This window comes from Streptomyces sp. NPDC007907 (genome assembly GCF_042959365.1).
In the GTDB taxonomy this organism is placed as follows: Bacteria; Actinomycetota; Actinomycetes; order Streptomycetales; family Streptomycetaceae; genus Streptomyces; species Streptomyces indiaensis.
This window is the reverse complement of the sequence record NZ_JBIBKR010000005.1, coordinates 740498-763300: the sequence shown is the minus strand read 5'-3', so window position 1 is coordinate 763300 and position 22803 is coordinate 740498. Positions and strand designations below refer to the sequence as shown.

The following is a 22803-nucleotide window of genomic DNA, read 5'->3' as shown; positions in this document are numbered from 1 at the left end:
CTCTTTCGTGCTTCATGCATGCACCCCGCCGACCGGTTCCGATGATCTCGAACGGTCGGCCGCCCGCACCGACAGGCCCTCTCCCACGGCCGGCGGCAAAAGCGTTAGCCATGAAATTCGCCGGGATGAGATCCTGGATCGCGTATGTCTACGCACCCCGCCCCCGCCCTCGGCGCCCTCGCCCCCCGCCTGACCGAGCTCTCCCTGCGCGACGCGCACCGGCTCGGGCGCAGGCTCGAAGGCGCGCGCAAGATCCGCAAGCCGGAGGCGCGGGCTGCCGTGCTCGCCGAGATCGAGGCGGAGGTCGCCAAGGCCGAGGAACGGATGGCCGGCCGGCGCGCCCTCGTGCCCGAGGTCACGTACCCCGAGCAGCTGCCGGTCAGCCAGAAGAAGGACGCGATCGCCGAGGCCATCCGCGACCACCAGATCGTGATCGTGGCGGGTGAGACCGGCTCCGGCAAGACGACGCAGATCCCGAAGATCTGTCTCGAGCTGGGGCGCGGCGTGCGCGGCATGATCGGGCACACGCAGCCGCGCCGGATCGCGGCCCGCACCGTCGCCGAGCGCGTCGCCGAGGAGCTGGACACCCCGCTGGGCGAAGCCGTCGGCTGGAAGGTCCGCTTCACCGATCAGGTTGACCCGGACGCCACGTTCGTCAAGCTCATGACCGACGGCATCCTGCTCGCCGAGATCCAGACCGACCGCGAGCTGCGCGCCTACGACACCATCATCATCGACGAGGCCCACGAGCGGTCCCTCAACATCGACTTCCTGCTGGGCTACCTCGCCCAGCTGCTGCCCAAGCGCCCCGACCTCAAGGTCGTCATCACCTCGGCCACGATCGACCCCGAGCGCTTCTCACGGCACTTCGGCGACGCCCCGATCATCGAGGTCAGCGGCCGTACGTACCCGGTGGAGGTCCGCTACCGGCCGCTGCTGGAGGAGGACGGCGAGGACGCCGACCGCGATCAGATCACGGCGATCACCGATGCCGTGGAGGAGCTCCAGAAGGAGGGCAAGGGCGACATCCTCGTCTTCCTCTCCGGCGAGCGGGAGATCCGGGACACGGCCGACGCCCTCACGAAGAAGCAGTACAGATTCACCGAGATCCTGCCCCTCTACGCCCGGCTCTCCCACGCCGAGCAGCACCGCGTCTTCCAGCCGCACACCGGTCGCAGGATCGTTCTGGCCACGAACGTCGCCGAGACCTCGCTGACCGTCCCGGGCATCAAGTACGTCATCGACCCCGGCTTCGCGCGGATCTCCCGATACAGCCATCGCACCAAGGTCCAGCGGCTGCCCATCGAGCCGGTCTCGCAGGCCAGCGCCAACCAGCGCAAGGGCCGCTGCGGCCGTACGTCCGACGGCATCTGCATCCGGCTGTACAGCGAGGACGACTTCAACGCCCGGCCGGAGTTCACGGACGCGGAGATCCTCCGCACCAACCTGGCCTCCGTCATCCTGCAGATGACCGCGGCCGGCCTCGGCGACATCGAGAAGTTCCCCTTCATCGACCCGCCGGACCACCGCAACATCCGCGACGGCGTCCAGCTGCTCCAAGAGCTGAACGCCCTCGACCCGGCGCAGAAGGACCCCCGCAAGAGGCTGACGGACACCGGCCGCAAACTGGCCCAGCTGCCCGTCGACCCCCGGCTGGCCCGCATGGTCCTGGAGGCCGACAGGAACGGCTGCGTGCGCGAGGTCATGGTCATAGCCGCCGCGCTGTCCATCCAGGACCCGCGTGAGCGCCCGGCCGACAAGCAGACCCAGGCCGATCAGCAGCACGCCCGCTTCAAGGACGAGACCAGCGACTTCCTCGCCTATCTCAACCTCTGGCGCTATCTCCGCGAGCAGCAGAAGGAGCGCGGGTCGTCCTCCTTCCGCCGGATGTGCAAGCAGGAGTACCTCAACTTCCTTCGCATTCGTGAATGGCAGGACATCTACTCGCAGTTGCGCACGGTCGCGAAGCAGATGGGCATCCACCTCAACGAGGACGACGCCCCGGCCGACCGCATCCACCTCTCCCTCCTGGCCGGCCTTCTGTCGCACATCGGCATGAAGGACGTGAAGGAGGGCGCGAAGAACGAGTATCTGGGCGCGCGCAACGCCAAGTTCGCGGTCTTCCCGGGGTCGGCCCTCTTCAAGAAGCCGCCGCGTTTCGTGATGTCCGCCGAGCTCGTCGAGACGTCCCGCCTCTGGGCCCGCGTCAACGCGAAGATCGAACCCGAGTGGGTCGAGCCCCTCGCCGCACACCTCGTCAAGCGCACCTACAGCGAACCGCACTGGGAGAAGGACCAGGCCGCGGTGATGGCGTACGAGAAGGTCACGCTCTACGGCGTGCCGATCGTCGCCCAGCGGAAGGTCAACTACGGGCGGATCGACCCCGAGATCAGCCGTGAGCTGTTCATCCGGAACGCGCTGGTCGAGGGCGATTGGCGCACGCACCACAAGTTCTTCTCGGACAACCGCCGCCTGCTCACCGAGGTCGAGGAGCTGGAGCACCGCGCCCGGCGCCGGGACATCCTGGTCGACGACGAGACGCTGTACGACTTCTACGACCAGCGGATCCCCGAACACGTCGTCTCCGGAGCCCACTTCGACTCCTGGTGGAAGCACAAGCGGCACGAGCAGCCCGACTTCCTCGACTTCGAGCGCGAGATGCTCATCAACGAGAAGGCGGGCGAGGTCACCAAGGCCGACTACCCCGACACGTGGCGCCAGCGGAACCTGAAGTTCCGGGTGACGTACCAGTTCGAGCCGGGGGCGGACGCCGACGGCGTGACCGTGCACATCCCCCTCCAGGTGCTCAACCAGGTCACGGACGAGGGCTTCGACTGGCAGATCCCGGGCCTGCGCGAGGAACTGGTGACGGAGCTGATCCGGTCCCTGCCCAAGCCGATCCGCCGGAACTACGTCCCCGCGCCCAACTTCGCCAAGGCGTTCCTGGACCGGGCCGTCCCCCTCCAGGAGCCCCTCACCGCGACCATGACCCGCGAGCTGCGGCTCATGGTCGGCGTGCCCTTCGAGGCGGACGACTTCGACCTGTCCAAGGTCCCCGACCACCTCAAGATCACGTTCCGGATCGTTGACGAGCGGCGCCGCAAACTGGCCGAGGACAAGGACCTGGAGGCGCTGAAGCTCAAGCTGCGCCCGAAGGCCCGCAAGGCCCTCTCCCAGGCCGCTGCGGCGACCGCGGAGCGCTCCGGCGGTGAGTCCCTGGAACGCTCGGGCCTGACCGACTGGACGATCGGCACGCTCACCCGCGTCTTCGAGACCCGCCGGGCCGGTCAGCCGGTGAAGGCGTACCCGGCGCTGGTCGACGACGGCGACACGGTCTCCGTACGCCTCTTCGACACGGAGGCGGAGCAGGCGCAGGCCATGTGGAAGGGCACGCGGCGGCTGATCCTGCGCAACATCCCGGTCAACCCGGCGAAGTTCGCGTCCGAGAAGCTGACGAACGCGCAGAAGCTGGCGCTGTCCGCCAATCCGCACGGCTCGATCCAGGGCCTGTTCGACGACTGCGCGATGGCCGCCGCCGACAAGCTGATCGGGGACTTCGGCGGGCCGGCGTGGGACGAGGAGTCGTACCGGAAGCTGTACGACAAGGTGCGTGCCGAGATCGTCGACACCACCGTCCGTACGGTGGGGCAGGTGCAGCAGGTCCTGGCCGGCTGGCAGGCCTGTGAGCGCCGCCTGAAGGCCGTGCACAGCCCCGCGCTGCTGCCGAATCTGCAGGACGTGCGCAGGCAGCTGGACGCCCTGGTGAAGCCGGGCTTCGTGACGGAGGCGGGCCTGCGCCGGATGCCGGACCTGATGCGCTATCTGGTGGCCGCGGACCGGCGTCTGCAGCAGATGCCGACGAACGTCCAGCGGGACACCACGCGGATGCAGAAGGTCCACGAGATGCAGGACGAGTACGCCTGGCTGCTGGAGCAGCTGCCGCAGGGCCGGCCCGTTCCGTCGTCGGTGCTGGACATCCGCTGGATGATCGAGGAACTCCGGGTCAGCTATTTCGCCCACGCGCTGGGCACGGCGTACCCCGTCTCCGACAAGCGGATCGTGAAGGCGATCGACGCGGCGGTGCCGTAACCGGAACAGCACGCAGGGTGAGTTCGACCAGGGGCTCACCCTCCTGTACAGTCTCTTCTCGCAGCGCAACGCACGAATGGCGCCGCGAAACCTGGTCCTGTGGAGCAGTTTGGAGTGCTCGCCACCCTGTCAAGGTGGAGGCCGCGGGTTCAAATCCCGTCAGGACCGCAGCGAACGAGCCCGGATCTTCGGATCCGGGCTCTTTGTCGTCCCTGTGCGCCCTGGCCAGGTGGAGGCCGCGCCCGCGGCGCAGCCGCAATCAGACGCAGCACATCCCGTCAGGACCGCAGCCAAGGAGCCCGGACCTTCGGATCCGGGCTTCTTCGCGTTGTTCCCGGAGCTTCAACGCCGATCTCCCTCACGGCTCTTTCAGGTGTCCTGGCCTCCGCGCCCCTCTCCGGGGCCGTACACGCCGTCTTGACGGTCTTTCATTCCCTCGGTACCCCAGAACCAGGGCCGTTCTCCGTACGGCCTCTGGAGGTGGCGTATGGCGGCAGTGGCCAGGCACGAGACGCGGGCTCTGCTCCGCGCGCACCTGTCGGCCGCGTCCTCGTACCGGCACCTCACACGGCACTGCCCGATATGCCACCGCCTGCTGCGGCTGGCGATGGAGTCCGCACCGCGTACCGCCCGGACCGCGGCCCCGCCCCAGGAGGACGAGAGCCCGACGCCGGCATGACCCCCGAGCGGCCCCAACACCCGTGCGAACGGGGGCTGCTGACAGGGGCGGCTTCTTTACCGCACCCCGGTCGGAGCCAACAAGCCGCCTGGTATGTGACGGGTGTCACCGCATGAGTTTTGGAAAGTGCGGTACTTACGCCCCACCTACAAACGGTCAATTTAATATGTGCAATTGCACCCTGCCCGGGGTGTCTCGCACAGAGGATCCGACACCCCTCCCCAGGCTCCTACAAGCCCGCGCACGGCAGGCTCGGCAGACCACCGAGGCCGCACAAAAAAGATCGCGCTGGACCCGGCGGAGTCCAGCGCGATCGACGACGCACCCTGTTGTATGCCTGGAGAGCTCTGAGTGGCTTGGGCGGGGGGCCTGTTGGGGCAGGACCCGCGTCGCTTGGAGCTGCGGTTCCGGGCGCCGCGGCCAGTGGGGGACCAGCCGGTTTTGCCCGGTTATTCAGTTGTTCAGGCCTCGCTGCGCTGCTGCGGGATGCCCGCGAGCAGAGCGCGGACCTCAGCCTCGCGGTAGCGCCGATGCCCGCCGAGCGTGCGGATCGACGTGAGCTTGCCGGCCTTCGCCCACCGCGTGACCGTCTTCGGGTCCACACGGAACATGGTGGCGACCTCAGCCGGGGTCAGCAGCGGCTCGGCATCAGGGGTGCGAGCGGTCATGAGCGGCCTCCTCGGGAGAACCGAACCTTCTCGGTTCTTTCCTCTAAATTCTGCACCTTGACCCGCGTTGCCCGAAATGGCGGACGCGAGTCGAGTCGGTTATAGGACGAACGGCTTGTCCTCGGCACTACAACTACACCATCTGTCCAGCCGCGTCGGCCAAACCGATGGAATTGCCCCTCCAGGTGTCCATCAGCGACGGAAGCCGATGGACCATGCCATAGCGGACAGTCACACCGCTGTGACGATCAGTCACAGGGTGATCAGGAAGTCACCAGGCCCCCCAAAGCGTGCAATGCTGAGATTCCGCCCATAGTGCAGCACCATGGGACGGAAGGAGCCCTCCCCGGACTCCTTGTCCTATTTTGGCATGAGGAGGGGCAAGGGACGCAAGAGCCTCGTACGTGTACTCCGTCACGCTTGGCCTACTTGAGAGGTCTGCCCGGATCGGGTCCTACGTCCCTTGTTGACGCAGCCTCAGGAAGAACACGGCCCGCTTCAGGAACTCGGTGCGAGGACGAAACCCCAAATCGGGCGGTTCGTCAAACGTCAGTTCGTGACCGAATGCGAGCGGTGTGTACGGACATCAAGGTCAGGGGTCAGTTGGCCGACCGCAGATCCCGTACGGAACGCCAGCGCTCCACGAGCCGGGCGTACGCCTTCCCCGCGGCCTCCCCGTCGCCCCTGCGCAGCGCGGCGATTCCCTCGGCCACGTCCGCGGCCGAATGGTCGTCCTCCAGCGCCCCGGGCGGCACCGCGTGCACCAGGCCGCCGTAGTCCAGTTCCACGAGCGAACGCGGGTGGAACTCCTCCAGCCAGCGACCGACGTCCGTCAGACCGTCGATCAGCGGCCCTTCGTCCATGGCCTCCCTCAGGGCACGCAGGCCCCGAGCCACCCGCCGCCGGGCCTGGACCATGGGGGTGCGGTAACGCAGCACGGGCGGGCTGTCGGCCGACGCGCCCTTGGCGTACTCGCGCTCCTCGTCGGAGACCAGCACGAACCAGTTGATCGGCACCTGCCAGGTGGCCGTACGGATCCACGGCCGGGCGTCCGGGTTGATCGCCAGCCAGCGCTCGTAGTCCTGGGCCGCCTGCCGCCGCAGGACGGGCGGCAGGACCGCGTCCAGGACCGGCGGGGGCAGCTCCTCGGACAGCTCGTCCAGGGCCAGCCAGCCGCGCAGCCGGGTGCGCCAGGGGCAGACGCAGACGACGCCGTCGACCTCCAGCACGAAGGCGTCCTCGCTCTCGTGCACCGGCACCGGGATCGGCGGGGTGGGCGCCAAGTCGGTCAGAGCGCGGCGGAGTTCGTCCTGGTACGAGGGACGGTCCGTGCGACGGGCGTAGCGGGCCCACTGGCTGCGCTCCGGCTCGGGGAAGGCGGCCAGCGGTTCGTACACGCGCAGGTAGGTCGCGTAGGGGACGATCACCGAGGTCACCTTGGGCACGCCTGCTCCCTCCCCCGCGCTCCGCCGCGAAAACCTGCCGGACCCGCTCACGATGGCACGGGAAATCTATGCAAATCGTCGCACGGTGTACTCCGGTCGGAGGGGATCCTGTGCACGGTGCGGTCGGCGGGGCCGCCAGGCTCTAATCTCATGCTCAACAGTCCCCGCCACCCGCACGGGGCCTGCTCTCCACCCGCCGCAATTTACTCAGGAGTCACCACAGTGACCGACGTAACCGGCGCACCTGCTGATGTACTGCACACCCTGTTCCACTCGGACCAGGGCGGACATGAGCAAGTCGTGCTCTGCCAGGACCGCGCGAGCGGCCTCAAGGCCGTCATCGCCCTCCACTCCACCGCTCTCGGCCCGGCGCTCGGCGGTACGCGCTTCTACCCGTACGCGACCGAGGCCGAGGCCGTCGCCGACGCGCTGAACCTCGCCCGCGGGATGTCGTACAAGAACGCCATGGCCGGTCTGGACCACGGCGGCGGCAAGGCCGTGATCATCGGCGACCCGGACACGATCAAGAGCGAGGAGCTGCTCCTCGCCTACGGCCGGTTCGTCGCCTCGCTCGGCGGCCGCTACGTCACCGCCTGCGACGTCGGCACGTATGTCGCCGACATGGACGTCGTGGCCCGCGAGTGCCGCTGGACGACCGGCCGCTCCCCCGAGAACGGCGGCGCCGGCGACTCCTCCGTCCTCACCGCCTACGGCGTCTACCAGGGCATGCGCGCCTCCGCTCAGCACCTGTGGGGCGACCCCTCGCTGCGGGGCAAGCGGGTCGGCATCGCCGGTGTCGGCAAGGTCGGCCACCACCTGGTCGAGCACCTGCGCGCGGAGGGCGCCGAGGTCGTCATCACCGACGTGCGCGAGGAGGCCGTGGGCCGGATCCTCGCGGCGCACCCGACGGGTGTGACGGCCGTCGCCGACACCGCCACCCTGATCCGCGCCGAGGGCCTCGACATCTACGCCCCCTGCGCGCTCGGCGGGGCCCTGAACGACGACACCGTGCCGGCGCTCACCGCCAAGGTGGTCTGCGGCGCCGCCAACAACCAGCTCGCCCACCCGGGCGTGGAGAAGGACCTCGCCGACCGCGGGATCCTCTACGCGCCGGACTACGTGGTGAACGCGGGCGGGGTCATCCAGGTCGCCGACGAGCTGCACGGATTCGACTTCGACCGGTGCAAGGCGAAGGCGTCGAAGATCTTCGACACCACGCTGGCCATATTCGCGCGTGCGAAGGAGGACGGCATTCCGCCGGCCGCGGCGGCCGACCGGATCGCCGAGCAGCGGATGCACGACGCGGCCCTGGCCCGCCGGGCGCACTGACCCCGGGGCGCCGCGGGCCCGATCGGCGGCGTCTCGTACGTTTGGCCGGTACCCGTCGGTGGGCAGTTAGAGAGAACTCTCACTTCTACCGGCGGGTCGACCGTCGATAAGTGGTTAAAATCGCGGTTGACCAGCGAGGACGGGGCGCCTCGAAGGTCCTGGGCGCGGGCACGTCATGCGGGCGACGTACCGTATGGGCGCGGGCTCAGGTACCGTGGAAGCCCTACGGACCGGTCTCTCCGCGGAGAGTCCGTGCCGGACCATGAACGCGTGTCAAGACTCTGGGGCCGTCGAGCCCCGTCGTTGAGGGGGTCGAGCCATGGGGCGCGGCCGGGCCAAGGCCAAGCAGACGAAGGTCGCCCGCCAGCTGAAGTACAACAGCGGTGGGACTGACCTCTCACGCCTGGCCGAGGAGCTGGGTGCATCGCCTTCGAATCCGCAGCCGCCTAACGGCGAGCCGTTCGAAGACGATGAGGACGACGACCTGTACGCACGGTACGCCGACCTCTACGAGGACGACGACGACGAGGACGGCCAGTCCTCGCAGCATCGTCGCGGCGCTTGACCCTGCACTGACGCACTCACCCGGTCGGTGACCGACGGTCACCGACCGGGTTCTGTGCTGCCTGCACGGTCATGACCCCGTGACTCAGCTCGCGTAGTCACCGATCAGGGCGGCACCGGTGGTGTGCTCGCCCCGGTCCGTGATCTCTCCGGCCACCCAGGCGTCCACGCCGCGGTCGGCGAGGGTCGCCAGGGCCACGTCCACGGACTCCTGGGGCACGATCGCGATCATGCCGACGCCCATGTTCAGGGTCTTCTCGAGCTCCAGGCGTTCGACGCTGCCCGTACGGCCGACGAGGTCGAAGATCGGGGCCGGGGTCCAGGTGGAGCGGTCCACGATCGCGTGCAGCTCGTCCGGGATGACCCGGGCGAGGTTGGCCGCGAGCCCGCCGCCGGTGATGTGGCTGAAGGCGTGCACCTCGGTGGTGCGCATCAGGGCCAGGCAGTCCAGCGAGTAGATCTTCGTCGGCTCCAGCAGCTCCTCGCCGAGGGTGCGGCCGAGCTCCTCGACGTGCGCGTCCAGGGCCAGACCGGCCTGGTTGAGCAGGACGTGGCGAACGAGGGAGTACCCGTTCGAGTGAAGCCCGGAGGACGCCATGGCGATCACCGCGTCACCCGTCCGGATGCGATCGGCGCCGAGCAGCCGGTCGGCCTCCACGACGCCCGTACCGGCGCCGGCGACGTCGAAGTCGTCCTCGCCCAGCAGGCCCGGGTGCTCGGCCGTCTCGCCGCCGACCAGGGCGCAGCCGGCCAGCACACAGCCCTCGGCGATGCCCTTGACGATGGCGGCGACCCGCTCGGGGTGGACCTTGCCCACGCAGATGTAGTCGGTCATGAACAGCGGCTCTGCGCCGCAGACCACGATGTCGTCCATGACCATGGCGACCAGGTCGTGGCCGATGGAGTCGTAGACGCCCAGCTGCCGGGCGATGTCGACCTTGGTGCCGACGCCGTCCGTGGCGGAGGCGAGCAGGGGCCGCTCGTAGTTCTTCAGGGCGGAGGCGTCGAAGAGGCCGGCGAAGCCGCCGAGGCCGCCGAGGACCTCGGGGCGCTGGGCCTTCTTCACCCACTCCTTCATCAGTTCGACGGCGCGGTCGCCCGCTTCGATGTCGACGCCCGCGGCTGCGTAGCTGGCACCAGTTGTGTCAGGCATGACGATGAGAACCTTCGTGTCGTACGGCAGGTGTTACGGGCCGTCTACGGGCGGCGGATCGCGTCGGCGGCGGCCGTGGCGGCCGGGCCGGCGGCCAGCTCCGTTTCCAGCAGCTGCTTGCCGAGCAGCTCGGGGTCCGGGAGCTCCATCGGGTACTCGCCGTCGAAGCAGGCGCGGCACAGGTTCGGCTTGGCGATGGTGGTCGCCTCGATCATGCCGTCGATGGAGATGTAGGCCAGGGAGTCGGCGCCCAGGGACGTGCCGATCTCGTCGATCGTCATGCCGTTGGCGATGAGCTCGGCGCGGGTCGCGAAGTCGATGCCGAAGAAGCAGGGCCACTTCACGGGCGGCGAGGAGATCCGGATGTGGACCTCGGCGGCGCCCGCCTCGCGCAGCATGCGGACCAGGGCCCGCTGGGTGTTGCCGCGCACGATCGAGTCGTCGACGACGACCAGGCGCTTGCCCTTGATGACTTCCTTCAGCGGGTTCAGCTTCAGACGGATGCCCAGCTGGCGGATGGTCTGCGAGGGCTGGATGAAGGTGCGCCCGACGTAGGCGTTCTTCACCAGGCCGTTGCCGAAGGGGATGCCGGAGGCCTCCGCGTAGCCGATGGCGGCGGGGGTGCCGGACTCCGGCGTCGCTATGACCAGGTCGGCCTCGACCGGGGCTTCCTTCGCCAGCTTGCGGCCCATCTCCACGCGGGAGAGGTACACGTTCCGGCCGGCGATGTCGGTGTCGGGGCGGGCCAGGTACACGTACTCGAAGACACAGCCCTTGGGCTTCGCGTCCGCGAATCGGGAGGTCCTGAGGCCGTTCTCGTCGATGGCGACGAACTCGCCCGGCTCGATCTCGCGGACGTAGCTGGCGCCGCAGATGTCGAGGGCGGCGGACTCGGAGGCGACGACCCAGCCGCGCTCCAGCCGGCCGAGGACCAGCGGGCGGATGCCCTGCGGGTCGCGGGCCGCGTACAGGGTGTGCTCGTCCATGAAGACGAGCGAGAAGGCGCCTCTGACCTGTGGGAGGACCGTGTGGGCGGCCTCCTCGATGGTCAGCGGTTTGCCGTCCTCGTCGACCTGGGCCGCGAGGAGCGCGGTGAGCAGGTCGGTGTCGTTGGTCGCCGCGACGCGCGGGGTGCGTCCGCCGTCCTGCTTGGGCAGGTCGGCGACCATCTCGGCGAGCTGGGCGGTGTTGACGAGATTGCCGTTGTGGCCGAGCGCGATGGATCCGTGTCCGGTCGCGCGGAAGGTCGGCTGGGCGTTCTCCCAGACGGAGGCACCGGTGGTCGAGTAGCGGGCGTGTCCGACCGCGATGTGACCCTGGAGCGAACCGAGGGAGGTTTCGTCGAAGACCTGGGAAACCAGGCCCATGTCCTTGAAGACGAGGATCTGTGAGCCGTTGCTGACCGCGATTCCCGCGGATTCCTGGCCTCGATGCTGGAGGGCGTAGAGCCCGAAGTACGTGAGCTTGGCGACCTCTTCGCCCGGAGCCCAGACACCGAAGACGCCACAAGCGTCCTGGGGGCCCTTCTCACCGGGGAGCAGGTCGTGGTTGAGTCGTCCGTCACCACGTGGCACGCCACCGAGTGTAGGCGAGGTCGACCACTGGTCCGAATTGGGGATACCGGACTTTCCGGTGGATCACCGCTCCGCGACCGCTCGCACGCTCGTACCGTTTTCGCTGGTCAGCGTGAGGGTTTGGTGATCGACTCGGTACCTCGGCTTTCCGTCGAAAAGTCGCAGGAGCGTCTTCTCGTCGGCCATGAGTGAGTCTTCGCACATCATTCGGGTCGTGGCGGGAGGGCCGAGGGTGATATGGCCGTCGCGGACCGTGGCCTCGGCCTGCACCTTGTTGCAGCCGAGGCTGCCGGAGACGGTGCCCTTCTTCTCGTCGAAGGTGAGGTGGGCCCGGCCGTCCGTGTCGGGGGTCGTGACGGTCCACTTGGTGCCGGCCAGCGGGGCGTCCTTCGCCTCGCTCAGACGGACGGTGTCGCCCCGGGGGCTGGTGAGGGTGAGACGGCCGTCGTCCACCGTCGCCTTCAGCTCCCGGTCGGAGAGGGCGCGCGCGAGGGTCGTCTCGAACTCCATCGGCTTGTTCTCGCAGGCCATCTCGGTGGCCCTGGTCTTGCCGAGCCGGACGCGGTCGCCGTCGACGGTGGCCTCGGCGCTGAAGTTGTTGCAGCCGAGGCTGCCTTCGGCCCGGCCCCGGTCGAAGGTCACGTGGGCGCCGGCCGGGGCCTTCTGCGTCCTGCCGTCCGCGGTGACGCTGTCCACACTCCACCGCACCCCGGTGACCGGCTTGCCGGCACCGGCCGAGCCGCTGCCGCCGTCCGCCTGCTCACTGCCACAGGCCGCCATGAGCGGGACGAGCATGGCGGCGGCCGTCAGGGTCATGCGCTGCTTCTGCCTGTCCATGCCGCTTCGACGGGGGACCCGGGGGGATCGGTTCCCCTTAGCGCAGCAGGGGCAGGCAGGCCGACAGGTCCGCCCGCTCCCCGCTGGCGCTGACCTTGGCGTCCTGGAGCGCCGCCGCCCAGGAGACGCGTCCGGTCGCGAGCCGGATCCAGGTCAGCGGGTCCGTCTCGACGACGTTGGGCGGGGTGCCCCGGGTGTGCCGCGGTCCCTCCAGGCACTGCACCACCGCGTACGGCGGCACCCGCACCTCCGTCGATCCGCCGGGCGCCTTCGCGGCGAGCGCGTCGGCCAGGAGCCGGGTGCAGGCGGCCAGGGCCTGGCGGTCGTAGGGGATGTCCAGGCCGGGGACTGCGGCGTTGAGGTCGTCGGTGTGGACGACGAGTTCGACGGTGCGGGTGACGAGGTAGTCGGCCAGGGGCAGTGCTCCGGCGCTGGTGGCGAGGAGCCGGGTGCCGGGGTGGGCGGCGAGGTCGGCGGTGTAGCGCTCCTCGACGGCCGCGAGGTGGGCGACGGGATCCGGGTGGGTCTCGGCGAGCTCGCGGGCGTGGGCGGCGATGTCCGGCGCGTCGGCCGCGATCGCGGCGGGCCAGTCGAGGAGTGTGCCGTCCTGCTTGGCCGGTTCCGGCAGTCCGGTCAGCCGGGAGACCGCCCCGAGGCTCATCCCGACGTGCGCCGTCAGGTCCCGTACGGTCCAGTCGCCCAGCCGGGTGGGCAGGGCGAACTGCTCGGGGGTGAGACCGGCGACGGCGTCCCGTACGTGCCCGAACTGTGCGAGCACCGCCGCGCGGATCCTGGCGGGGTCGTAGCTGCGGGTGCGTTTCCTGGCCGGTGGCATGGGGGCCAGCCTAGGTGCGGGCGGTGACAGGGGGAGCCGCCTCGAAGGTCTCCCCGTTCCGGGGCACCCCGATGCCCCGCCAGGTGAAGGGGACGCCTCGAGCGGCGTCCGGGTCCGGGGCGTCCATCAGCTGGAAGTGCAGGTGCGGTTCGGAGGAGTTGCCGGAGTTGCCGCAGCGGGCGATCGGCTGCCCGGCCCGCACTCGGTCGCCCTCCCGGACGGTGAGGGAACCGTGCCGGAGGTGGGCGTAGGCGGCGTAGGTGCCGTCGCCGAGGTCGAGGACGACGTGGTTGCCGAGGAGGCGGTGGACGCCCGACATCTCGCGTATCGGGCCCTCGACGAGCGTCAGGTACAGCAGTCCGGGCAGGGAGGTGCGGCTGAGGTGGTCGCGCTGCCCGTCGACGGCCCGTACGACCGTGGCGTCGGCCACCGCGAGGACGGGGGCATCGAACGCCGGGAAGTCCCGGGGCCGTCGGGCGAGCGGCCGGAACCGGGCGAAAGCGGGGCGGGCGCCCGGTTCGGGTTCGGCGAGGACGTCGATGGCGTACGTCTGCCCGTGGGCGTGCACCCCGTGGCTCGGTGTGCGGTCTGCCGGGCTGTTCAGCGCGGACCAGCGCCCGGTGACGGGCACGGCGACCTCGACGGGCTCGCGGGCGACGCCCTGGCCGTCCGGTGTGCCGCCCCGGCGGTCGGTGACGGCGACCACGGCGTACGCCAGGACCAGAGGCAGGAAGTCCCACCACACCGGGTAGTCCCAGCCGGTCAGGACATGGACGGTCACCATGCCGACGAAGGCCAGGTGGAGCCCTCGGAAGGCTGTCGTGCCGAGCTTGCGTGCGGACATGTCCGTCCCCCCTAGTTCCGTCTGGTTGCGTCGCCGCTACGGGCGGGTCGTCGCCAGGGCCACCAGCAGCGGTACGACCCGGGCCGGTGGCACCTCGTGGCGGCCGCGGCCGGTCGTGTGCAGCCAGCCCGTGGCGGTCAGCTGGCGCAGGTGGTGGTAGATCTGGCCGGTCGTGCCGACGTCGTCCATCTCGGCGAGTTCGGCGGCGGTGCGACGGCCGCCGAGGATCTCGCGCAGCAGCCGGAGACGGACCGGGTGGCCGAGGGCCGCGAACGACTCGGCGGCCGTCGTCCAGTCGCCCTCCAGCAGGTCCTCCGTGAGGACGGTCATCTGCCAGGAGTACTCCTCGCCCGATGGCAGGCCGACGGAGCCCGTGTAGAGGACACCGCCGTCGGCCGCCTCCGCCCCGGACAGCTGCTCCTGCAGCCCGTTCAGCGCCCAGAAGTCGCCCCCGACGACGCGGGGGCCGGTGCTCCGGGTGCCTTCCAGGGCCGCCAGACGGCGTTCGAGTTCTGCGACGCGTTGCTCCAGGTCCATTTATCTGAGATTACGTAACTACGTAATCTCGCGCAAGCATCGGGACCCTCATTTCCGTCCGGGCACACCGAAGCCCCCGCCCGGCGGACCGGGCGGGGGCTTCGGTGTGTGCCTACTTCAGCAGCGCCGGGATCGTGCCCTCGTGCGCCTCGCGCAGCTCGGACAGGGGCAGGGCGAACTCGCCCTGGACGTCCACGGTGTCGCCGTCGACGACGCCGATGCGGGTGACCGGCAGGCCGCGGGCACCGCACATGTCGTTGAAGCGGACCTCCTCGGAGCGCGGCACGGCCACGACAGCGCGGCCCGCCGACTCGGAGAAGAGGAAGGTGAAGGCGTCCAGACCGTCCGGGACGATCAGGCGGGCGCCCTTCCCCCCGAGCAGCGCCGACTCGACGACCGCCTGGATCAGACCGCCGTCGGACAGGTCGTGCGCGGAGTCGATCATGCCGTCGCGGGAGGCGGAGATCAGGATCTCGGCGAGCAGGCGCTCACGCTCCAGGTCGACCCTGGGCGGCAGACCACCGAGGTGGTCGTGCACGACCTGCGACCAGGCCGAGCCGCCGAACTCCTCACGCGTGTCGCCGAGGAGGTACAGCAGCTGGCCCTCCTCCTGGAAGGCGACCGGCGTGCGGCGGGCCACGTCGTCGATGACGCCGAGGACCGCGACCACCGGGGTCGGGTGGATGGCGGCCTCACCCGTCTGGTTGTAGAGCGAGACGTTGCCGCCGGTGACCGGGGTGCCGAGCTGCTGGCAGGCGTCCGCCAGACCGCGCACGGCCTCCGCGAACTGCCACATCACCGCCGGGTCCTCGGGCGAGCCGAAGTTCAGGCAGTCGGAGACGGCCAGCGGCTTGGCGCCGGTGGTGGCGACGTTGCGGTACGCCTCCGCCAGGGCCAGCTGGGCACCGTGGTACGGGTCGAGCTTGGCGTACCGGCCGTTGCCGTCCGTGGCGATGGCCACGCCGAGCCCGGTCTCCTCGTCGATCCGGATCATGCCGGAGTCCTCGGGCTGGGCGAGGACGGTGTTGCCCTGCACGAAGTGGTCGTACTGGCTGGTGATCCAGGACTTGGAGGCCTGGTTCGGGGAGGCGACCAGCTTCAGGACCTGGTCCTTCAGCTCCTCGGAGGTCTCCGGGCGGGGCAGCTTGTTCGCGTCGTCCGCCTGGAGGGTGTCCTGCCAGTCGGGACGGGCGTACGGGCGCTCGTAGACCGGGCCCTCGTGCGCGACCGTGCGCGGGTCGACGTCGACGATCTTGCCGCCGTGCCAGTAGATCTCCAGGCGGTCGCCGTCGGTCACCTCACCGATGACGGTGGCGATGACGTCCCACTTCTCGCAGATCTCCAGGAAGCGGTCGACCTTCTCCGGCTCGACGACCGCGCACATGCGCTCCTGCGACTCGCTCATGAGGATCTCCTCGGGCGAGAGCGTGGAGTCGCGCAGCGGAACGTCGTCCAGGGTGACGCGCATGCCGCCGGAGCCGTTCGAGGCGAGCTCGGAGGTGGCGCAGGACAGTCCGGCCGCGCCGAGGTCCTGGATGCCGACGACGAGCTTCTCGGCGAAGGCCTCCAGGGTGCACTCGATGAGGAGCTTCTCCTGGAAGGGGTCGCCCACCTGCACGGCCGGGCGCTTCGAGGGCTTGGCGTCGTCGAAGGTCTCGGAGGCCAGGATCGAGGCGCCGCCGATGCCGTCGCCGCCGGTCCGGGCCCCGTACAGGATGACCTTGTTGCCCGCGCCGGACGCCTTCGCGAGGTGGATGTCCTCGTGCCGCATGACGCCGATGGCACCGGCGTTGACCAGCGGGTTGCCCTGGTAGCAGGCGTCGAAGACGACCTCGCCGCCGATGTTGGGCAGGCCCAGGCAGTTGCCGTAGCCGCCGATGCCCGCGACGACACCCGGCAGCACGCGCTTGGTGTCGGGGTGGTCGGCCGCGCCGAAGCGCAGCGGGTCGACGACCGCGACCGGGCGGGCGCCCATGGCGATGATGTCGCGCACGATGCCGCCGACACCGGTGGCCGCGCCCTGGTAGGGCTCGACGTACGACGGGTGGTTGTGCGACTCGACCTTGAAGGTGACCGCGTAGCCCTGGCCGACGTCGACGACACCGGCGTTCTCGCCGATGCCGACGAGCATCGCGTCGGACTCGGGGGCCTTCTCGCCGAACTGGCGCAGGTGGACCTTGCTGCTCTTGTACGAGCAGTGCTCCGACCACATCACCGAGTACATGGCGAGCTCGGCGCCGGTGGGCCGACGGCCGAGGATCTCGACCACGCGCTCGTACTCGTCCTTCTTCAGGCCCAGTTCGGCCCAGGGCAGCTCGACGTCGGGGGTCGCGGCCGCGTGCTCGACCGTGTCCAGAGGCGTCCGGCTCATGCGTTGACCAGCTTCTTGAGGATCGAGGTGAAGAACGGGAGGCCGTCGGTGCGGCCGGTGCCGATCAGCGGCTCGACGGCGTGCTCGGGGTGCGGCATGAGACCGACCACGTTCCCGGCCTCGTTGGTGACGCCGGCGATGTCGCGCTGCGAGCCGTTGGGGTTGAAGTCCAGGTAGCGGAAGGCGACGCGGCCCTCGGCCTCCAGCTTGTCCAGCGTGTACGCGTCGGCGACATACTGCCCGTCGTTGTTCTTCAGCGGGATGTGGATCTCCTGGCCGGCCGAGTAGTCGGTGGTCCAGGCGGTCTCGGCGTTCTCCACCCGCAGCTTCTGGTCACGGCAGATGAAGTGCAGGTGGTCGTTGCGCAGCATCGTGCCCGGCAGCAGGTGGGCCTCGGTGAGGATCTGGAAGCCGTTGCAGATGCCGAGCACCGGCAGACCGGCCTTCGCCTGCTCCAGCAGGGGCTCCATCACCGGCGAGAAACGGGCGATGGCCCCGGCGCGCAGATAGTCGCCGTAGGAGAAACCACCGCACAGCACCACGGCGTCGACCTGCTTGAGGTCCTTGTCCTTGTGCCACAGGGCGACGGGTTCGGCGCCCGCGACGCGGATCGCGCGCTGGGTGTCACGGTCGTCCAGGCTGCCGGGAAAAGTGACGACGCCAATACGAGCGGTCACTTCGCGGCCTCCGCGACTTCCTCGACCCGGATCGTGAAGTCCTCGATCACGGTGTTCGCGAGGAAGGACTCCGCAAGATCATGAATGCGGGCGAGGGCGGCCTCGTCGACCGGCCCGTCAACTTCCAGTTCGAAACGCTTTCCCTGGCGGACGTCCGAGATCCCGTCGAAACCCAGCCGCGGCAGTGCGCGCTGCACCGCCTGGCCCTGGGGGTCGAGGATCTCCGGCTTGAGCATGACGTCGACTACGACGCGTGCCACTGGCACTCCCGGTGTGTGGTGCTGAGCAGGTTCCTTCAGACTACCCGCACAAAATTTCTACGCGCGTTGACTTGTAGGAAACTACGTGACCGTCATCACGATCCGGCATCGTCGGACCCACACACGAAATTTTCGGGAAAGATTCCGGATCGACACCCGGCACCTATTGCCTTCTGACACGCGGAAGGATTTAGTCGGGCTTCACAATGCAATGCCAGGCACTGTACAAATGAATTGGCAAAGTGCCGCATGAAGGGACCGATATTCGTGGCGCAGAAGGTCGTGGTCACTCTCTTTGACGACATCGACGGCTCGGAAGCGGCGGAAACGATCGCCTTCGGACTGGACGGCAAGTCGTACGAGATCGACCTGAGCGAAGGCAACGCCGGAGAACTGCGGAAGGCACTCGCGCCCTACGTGGAGGCCGGCCGCAAGCGGTCCCGCTCCGGCAAGGCGTACCGGCAGACGGAGGTCGCCCCCGACCCCTCGGCCGTGCGCGCCTGGGCGCAGGCCAACAAGATGGAGGTCCCCGCGCGCGGGCGCATCCCCAAGAAGGTCTACGAGGCGTTCACCGCAGCGCAGTGACGGCCCGTCGTGGCCCACCGATGCCCGGTCACCCGCCCCTCGCGGCAGCCGACTTGCGCAGCACCCCCGCTGATCAGCTAGAGTCTGGAGCACGCCGAGGGGCGAGGCCGAAAGGCCCAGCTCACGGAAACATGCGGGTGTAGTTCAGTAGTAGAACATCCCCCTTCCAGGGGGAAGGCGCAGTGTGCGATTCCTGTCACCCGCTCTGCATCGCCGTACCGGTCTCTGATGGGGGTACCCCCTGCTCGAGCTTGTCGAGAGCTTGGGGGAGGATCAGGTAGGCTGGTGCCGCACCGGTCGGTGAGAGCCGATCGGGAGCATATGCGGACGTAGCTCAGTTGGTAGAGCGCAACCTTGCCAAGGTTGAGGTCGCGAGTTCGAACCTCGTCGTCCGCTCGGGAAAGAAGCCCCGGTCCTTCAGGACCGGGGCTTCTTCGTGTGCTGCTCCCGCTTCTGACATTTGTCATGCCGAGTGATGACAGCGCGCACTGCCTCCGGCCCCGCCCGGCCGGGACGCTGGACGCATGGAAACCAGCGGACACGAACACGTGATTGAGGTCACTGACCTGCGGCGTGTGTACGGGGGCGGGTTCGAGGCGGTACGCGGCATCAGCTTTTCCGTCCGACCGGGAGAGATCTTCGCGCTGCTCGGCACCAACGGCGCGGGCAAGACGTCCACCGTCGAACTCCTGGAAGGGCTCGCGCAGCCGGCCGGCGGGCGGGTGCGCGTCCTCGGACACGATCCGTACACCGACCGGGCCGCGGTACGGCCCCGCACCGGCGTGATGCTCCAGGAAGGCGGCTTCCCCTCCGAGCTCACCGTCGCCGAGACCGCCCGGATGTGGGCGGGATGCGTGAGCGGCGCCCGGCCACCGGCGGAGGTCCTGGCGCTGGTCGGCCTGGAATCCAAGGCCGGCACCCGGGTCAAGCAGCTGTCCGGCGGCCAGCGGCGCCGCCTCGACCTGGCGCTCGCCCTGCTCGGCGACCCCGAGGTGCTCTTCCTCGACGAGCCCTCCACCGGCCTGGACGCCGAAGGCCGCCGGGCCACCTGGGAGTTGGTGAGCGCGCTGCGCGACGGCGGGACGACGGTGCTGCTGACCACGCACTATCTGGAGGAGGCCGAGAACCTCGCCGACCGGCTCGCGATCATGCACGAGGGCCGGATCGCCACCACCGGGACTCCGGCCGAGGTGACCGCCACCGAGCCGTCGCGGATCTCCTTCGAACTGCCCGACGGCTACTTCGTCGGCGATCTGCCCCCGCTCGGCGACCTGGGCGTGACCGGCCACGAGACCGACGGCCGGACCGTCCGGCTGCGCACCCGCGAACTGCAGCGCACGGCCACCGCGCTGCTGGTGTGGGCCGAGCGGGCCCGGGTCGAGCTCCACCGCCTGGACGTGCGCTCGGCCTCCCTGGAGGAGGCGTTCCTCAACATCGCCAAGAACGTCTCCGCCGAGCAGGCCGGCGGCATGACGACGAAGGAGTACGCGGCATGAGCGCCAACCGCACCACGCCCCGCCCGGCAGCGGCGGCGACGACCCCGCTGAGCCGGATGACCGCGCTCGCCCGCGCCGAACTGACCCTGCTCGGGCGGACCAGCGGCGCGCTCGTCGCCGCGCTGTTCGTGCCGCTGGTGATGCCGGTCAGCGTGCGCTCGGCGGCGGAGGAGATGGACCTCGCCGGGGCGGGGCTGAGCACCGGCACGCTGGTGCTGCCCGCCGCGGTCGGCTTCTCCCTGCTGTTCGCCGTGTACCCGGTGCTCGTCGGCGTGTTCGTCGTCCGGCGTGAGGAGCTCGTCCTCAAGCGGCTGCGCACCGGCGAGCTGCGGGACGTCGAGATCCTGGCCGGTGCCTCGCTGCCGGCCGCCCTCACCGGGTTGGCGCAGTGCCTGTTGCTGACGGCGGGCTGCGCCGCCCTGCTGGACCTGTCCGTGCCGTCGGCACCCCATCTGGTCGTGCTCGGCCTTCTGTTGGGTCTCGTGATGTGTGCCGCCCTCGCCGCGGCCACCGCGAGCTTCACCCGGACCGGCGAGAGCGCCCAGGCCACGCCCATGCCGCTGCTGCTGATCTCGATGATCGGCTCCGGCATGTTCCTGCCGCTGGAGCTCATGCCGGACCGCGTGGCCTCCGTCTGCGAGCTGCTGCCCCTGACGCCGGTCGTCACACTGGTGCGCGGCGGCTGGACCGGAGACCTTTCCGCGTACGAGGCACTGGGCGCTCTCGCGACCGCCGTGGCCTGGATCCTCCTCGCGGTGTTTGCTGTACGGCGGTGGTTCCGCTGGGAACCGCGCCGCTGACCGAGGGGGAGTGACGGGCCGATGCGCATGCCGGGCAGGTGGTGGCGGCACAAGAGCACGCCGGAGAAGGTCGAGACGTACACGCGGTGGTCGTTCCACTTCTTCGCGGTGATGGAGTTCTTCTCCGTCGGGCTCACGTCCGTGGCGCCGCTCGGGGCGCGGCTGGGCGGTGCCGTCATGCTGGTGGTCGCCGTGCACGCCGCCCTGTGCTTCGTCACCGTGTCACGGTCGGTCGACTGGACGCGCGGGCGCAGGCCCCAGCCCACCGCACTGCTGTGGACACTGGGCGCCGCCACCGCCGCGATCGCCGCCGCCGCGCTCGTCCTCGCCGAGCACGGGCCCCACCGCGAGGAGGTCGACACCGCCGCTGGTGGCGTCTTCGGAGTGATCCTGATCTTCGGTCCCGGCATCATCGCGCTCGGCGTCCGCTCACGCCGGCGCGCGTTCGGCATCTCGGGCGGATTCGCGGCGGGCACCCTGGTGGTGGCCCTGGCGCTCGGCGCCCCCGCCCTCACGGCGCTGTTCACGGCGCTGATCGTGCTGATCGGCGGCGTGTTCATCGCGTTCACGGCGGTCTTCTCGGTGTGGCTGCTGAACTCCGTCTACGAACTCGACGAAGCCCGCGAGACCCGGACCAGGCTCGCCGTCGCCGAGGAGCGGCTGCGGTTCGGGCGGGATCTGCACGACGTCATGGGGCGCAACCTCGCCGTGATCGCCCTGAAGAGCGAGCTGGCCGTGCAGCTGGCGCAGCGGGGACGCCCCGAGGCCGTGTCGCAGATGGTCGAGGTGCAGCGGCTCGCGCAGGAGTCGCAGCGGGAGGTGCGGGAGGTCGTGCGCGGCTATCGGAAGGCCGACCTGGGCGCGGAACTCGCCGGTGCGCAAGGGGTGCTGGAGGCCGCCGGCATCGCGTGCACGATCGGCGGGTCGCCGGCCGCCGGCCTGCCGCCCGCGGTGCAGTCCGCGCTGGGGTGGGTGGTGCGGGAGGCCGCGACCAACGTGCTGCGGCACGGGGACGCGCGGCGGTGCACCGTGCGACTACGCGTGCTGGAGGGGCTGGTGGTGTTGTCCGTGGAGAACGACGGGGTGAGAGAGGCGGCGGAGGAGTCCGGGTCCGGACCGGCCGGCTCGGGGCTCGCAGGGCTGCGGGAGCGGCTGTCGGTGATCGACGGGACGCTGGAGGCCGGGCCCGTGGGGCGGGGGCTGTTCCGGTTGACGGCGGAGATTCCGCTGCCGTCGCAGTCCACCCCGTACGGCGCCGTGCCGGCCGCTGCCCCCCAGCGGCCTGTGAGCGAGGTCACCTCATGACGGCCATGGAGCCCGTCCGGCTGCTCCTCGCCGACGACGAACACCTCATCCGGGGGGCGCTCGCCGCCCTGCTGTCGCTGGAGGACGACCTCCTCGTCGTCGCCGAGGCCGCCACCGGCCCCGAGGCGCTGGCCATGGCCCGGGCCCACAAGCCGCACGTCGCCGTGCTGGATCTCCAGATGCCCGGGGCCGACGGTGTGAAGGTCGCCACATCCCTGCGGACCGAACTGCCCGGCTGCAAGGTGCTCATCGTCACCAGTCACGGGCGGCCCGGCCATCTGAAGCGGGCGCTGGCGGCCGGAGTGCGGGGGTTCGTGCCGAAGACCGTGAGCGCGCAGCGGCTCGCTGAGCTCATCCGGACCGTGCACGCCGGGAACCGCTACGTCGACCCGGAGTTGGCCGCCGACGCGATCGCCGCCGGAGACTCGCCGCTGACCGCGCGGGAGGCCGAGGTGCTGGAACTCGCCGCCGACGGGGCACCCGTCGCGGAGATCGCCGAGCGGGCCGCGCTGTCGCAGGGCACCGTGCGGAACTATCTGTCGTCGGCCGTGTCGAAACTCGGTGCGGAGAACCGGCATGCGGCGGTGCGGCTCGCGCGGGAGCGAGGTTGGGTATAGTGGTTCTCGCGCCACGGCGCATGCGAACGTAGCTCAGTTGGTAGAGCGCAACCTTGCCAAGGTTGAGGTCGCGAGTTCGAACCTCGTCGTTCGCTCCATCGAGAAGCCCCCCGGTTCCGCCGGGGGGCTTCTTCGTGC

At 69.9% G+C, this 22803-nt stretch carries 20 protein-coding genes and 4 tRNA genes; 13 read left to right on the top strand and 11 right to left on the bottom strand.

Annotated elements, in window-relative coordinates; all coding sequences use genetic code 11:
- Positions 1–144: 144 nt before the first annotated feature.
- From hrpA to ACFZDI_RS24305, 3 genes are all read left to right on the top strand, one after another.
- A complete protein-coding gene (hrpA, locus tag ACFZDI_RS24315) occupies positions 145–4089 on the top strand; it encodes an ATP-dependent RNA helicase HrpA (protein ID WP_391253185.1) in 3945 nt (1314 codons plus the stop codon).
- Between the two features lie 93 nt (positions 4090–4182).
- Positions 4183–4257, top strand: a tRNA-Asp gene (locus ACFZDI_RS24310).
- A gap of 319 nt (positions 4258–4576) precedes the next feature.
- A complete protein-coding gene (locus tag ACFZDI_RS24305) occupies positions 4577–4768 on the top strand; it encodes a DUF6274 family protein (RefSeq protein ID WP_234849500.1) in 192 nt (63 codons plus the stop codon).
- A 461-nt stretch (positions 4769–5229) separates the two neighbouring features.
- Here ACFZDI_RS24305 and bldC read toward each other — a convergent pair whose 3' ends face one another.
- Positions 5230–5436: a developmental transcriptional regulator BldC gene (gene bldC / locus ACFZDI_RS24300; RefSeq protein WP_003949541.1), complete on the bottom strand. Its 207-nt coding sequence runs from the start codon at positions 5434–5436 to the stop codon at positions 5230–5232.
- A gap of 599 nt (positions 5437–6035) precedes the next feature.
- On the bottom strand, positions 6036–6881 hold the full coding sequence (locus ACFZDI_RS24295) for a hypothetical protein (RefSeq protein WP_391253182.1): 846 nt from the start codon (positions 6879–6881) through the stop codon (positions 6036–6038).
- A gap of 222 nt (positions 6882–7103) precedes the next feature.
- Here ACFZDI_RS24295 and ACFZDI_RS24290 point away from each other — a divergent pair, with 222 nt between their 5' ends.
- Positions 7104–8210 (top strand): Glu/Leu/Phe/Val dehydrogenase dimerization domain-containing protein, encoded by a 1107-nt coding sequence (locus ACFZDI_RS24290; RefSeq protein WP_234849498.1) that lies wholly within the window; start codon positions 7104–7106, stop codon positions 8208–8210.
- 319 nt (positions 8211–8529) lie between these two features.
- The gene (locus tag ACFZDI_RS24285) at positions 8530–8775 is read left to right on the top strand and encodes a DUF3073 domain-containing protein (protein ID WP_053669978.1); all 246 of its coding nucleotides are present in this window, start codon (positions 8530–8532) and stop codon (positions 8773–8775) included.
- Positions 8776–8859: 84 nt separating this feature from the next.
- Here ACFZDI_RS24285 and purM read toward each other — a convergent pair whose 3' ends face one another.
- From purM to purS, 9 genes are all read right to left on the bottom strand, one after another.
- On the bottom strand, positions 8860–9927 hold the full coding sequence (gene purM / locus ACFZDI_RS24280) for a phosphoribosylformylglycinamidine cyclo-ligase (RefSeq protein ID WP_391253179.1): 1068 nt from the start codon (positions 9925–9927) through the stop codon (positions 8860–8862).
- Between the two features lie 44 nt (positions 9928–9971).
- Positions 9972–11501 carry an amidophosphoribosyltransferase gene (gene purF, locus ACFZDI_RS24275; protein WP_391253177.1) on the bottom strand — a complete coding sequence of 510 codons (1530 nt, stop codon included), beginning with the start codon at positions 11499–11501 and terminating at the stop codon, positions 9972–9974.
- Positions 11502–11564: 63 nt separating this feature from the next.
- The gene (locus ACFZDI_RS24270) at positions 11565–12338 is read right to left on the bottom strand and encodes an META domain-containing protein (RefSeq protein WP_391253176.1); all 774 of its coding nucleotides are present in this window, start codon (positions 12336–12338) and stop codon (positions 11565–11567) included.
- Positions 12339–12375: 37 nt separating this feature from the next.
- Positions 12376–13173: a sterol carrier family protein gene (locus ACFZDI_RS24265; RefSeq protein ID WP_391253174.1), complete on the bottom strand. Its 798-nt coding sequence runs from the start codon at positions 13171–13173 to the stop codon at positions 12376–12378.
- A 10-nt stretch (positions 13174–13183) separates the two neighbouring features.
- On the bottom strand, positions 13184–14017 hold the full coding sequence (locus ACFZDI_RS24260; protein WP_391253172.1) for a peptidoglycan DD-metalloendopeptidase family protein: 834 nt from the start codon (positions 14015–14017) through the stop codon (positions 13184–13186).
- Between the two features lie 36 nt (positions 14018–14053).
- The gene (locus ACFZDI_RS24255; RefSeq protein ID WP_391253171.1) at positions 14054–14554 is read right to left on the bottom strand and encodes an ArsR/SmtB family transcription factor; all 501 of its coding nucleotides are present in this window, start codon (positions 14552–14554) and stop codon (positions 14054–14056) included.
- 112 nt (positions 14555–14666) lie between these two features.
- On the bottom strand, positions 14667–16925 hold the full coding sequence (gene purL, locus ACFZDI_RS24250; RefSeq protein ID WP_234849490.1) for a phosphoribosylformylglycinamidine synthase subunit PurL: 2259 nt from the start codon (positions 16923–16925) through the stop codon (positions 14667–14669).
- Positions 16922–17602, bottom strand: coding sequence for a phosphoribosylformylglycinamidine synthase subunit PurQ (purQ, locus tag ACFZDI_RS24245; protein ID WP_184567781.1), 681 nt, complete (start codon positions 17600–17602; stop codon positions 16922–16924). Before purQ ends, purL begins: the two co-directional genes overlap by 4 nt.
- A complete protein-coding gene (gene purS / locus ACFZDI_RS24240) occupies positions 17599–17862 on the bottom strand; it encodes a phosphoribosylformylglycinamidine synthase subunit PurS (protein WP_031137820.1) in 264 nt (87 codons plus the stop codon). The genes purQ and purS overlap by 4 nt, the downstream gene beginning before the upstream one ends.
- Before the next feature lie 267 nt (positions 17863–18129).
- Between purS and ACFZDI_RS24235 the strand changes: the two genes are divergently transcribed.
- From ACFZDI_RS24235 to ACFZDI_RS24200, 8 genes are all read left to right on the top strand, one after another.
- Complete coding sequence (locus tag ACFZDI_RS24235; protein WP_234849502.1) at positions 18130–18447, top strand: Lsr2 family protein; 318 nt, start codon at positions 18130–18132, stop codon at positions 18445–18447.
- Positions 18448–18580: 133 nt separating this feature from the next.
- Positions 18581–18652, top strand: a tRNA-Gly gene (locus ACFZDI_RS24230).
- Positions 18653–18770: 118 nt separating this feature from the next.
- Positions 18771–18843: transfer RNA gene (locus ACFZDI_RS24225), tRNA-Gly, on the top strand.
- 128 nt (positions 18844–18971) lie between these two features.
- Complete coding sequence (locus ACFZDI_RS24220; RefSeq protein ID WP_391253169.1) at positions 18972–19943, top strand: ATP-binding cassette domain-containing protein; 972 nt, start codon at positions 18972–18974, stop codon at positions 19941–19943.
- Positions 19940–20743: an ABC transporter permease gene (locus ACFZDI_RS24215; RefSeq protein ID WP_391253167.1), complete on the top strand. Its 804-nt coding sequence runs from the start codon at positions 19940–19942 to the stop codon at positions 20741–20743. Before ACFZDI_RS24220 ends, ACFZDI_RS24215 begins: the two co-directional genes overlap by 4 nt.
- Before the next feature lie 21 nt (positions 20744–20764).
- The gene (locus ACFZDI_RS24210) at positions 20765–22048 is read left to right on the top strand and encodes a histidine kinase (RefSeq protein WP_391253165.1); all 1284 of its coding nucleotides are present in this window, start codon (positions 20765–20767) and stop codon (positions 22046–22048) included.
- Positions 22045–22665, top strand: coding sequence for a response regulator (locus tag ACFZDI_RS24205; RefSeq protein WP_391253163.1), 621 nt, complete (start codon positions 22045–22047; stop codon positions 22663–22665). Before ACFZDI_RS24210 ends, ACFZDI_RS24205 begins: the two co-directional genes overlap by 4 nt.
- 22 nt (positions 22666–22687) lie before the next feature.
- A tRNA-Gly gene (locus tag ACFZDI_RS24200) sits at positions 22688–22763 on the top strand.
- Positions 22764–22803: the final 40 nt, after the last annotated feature.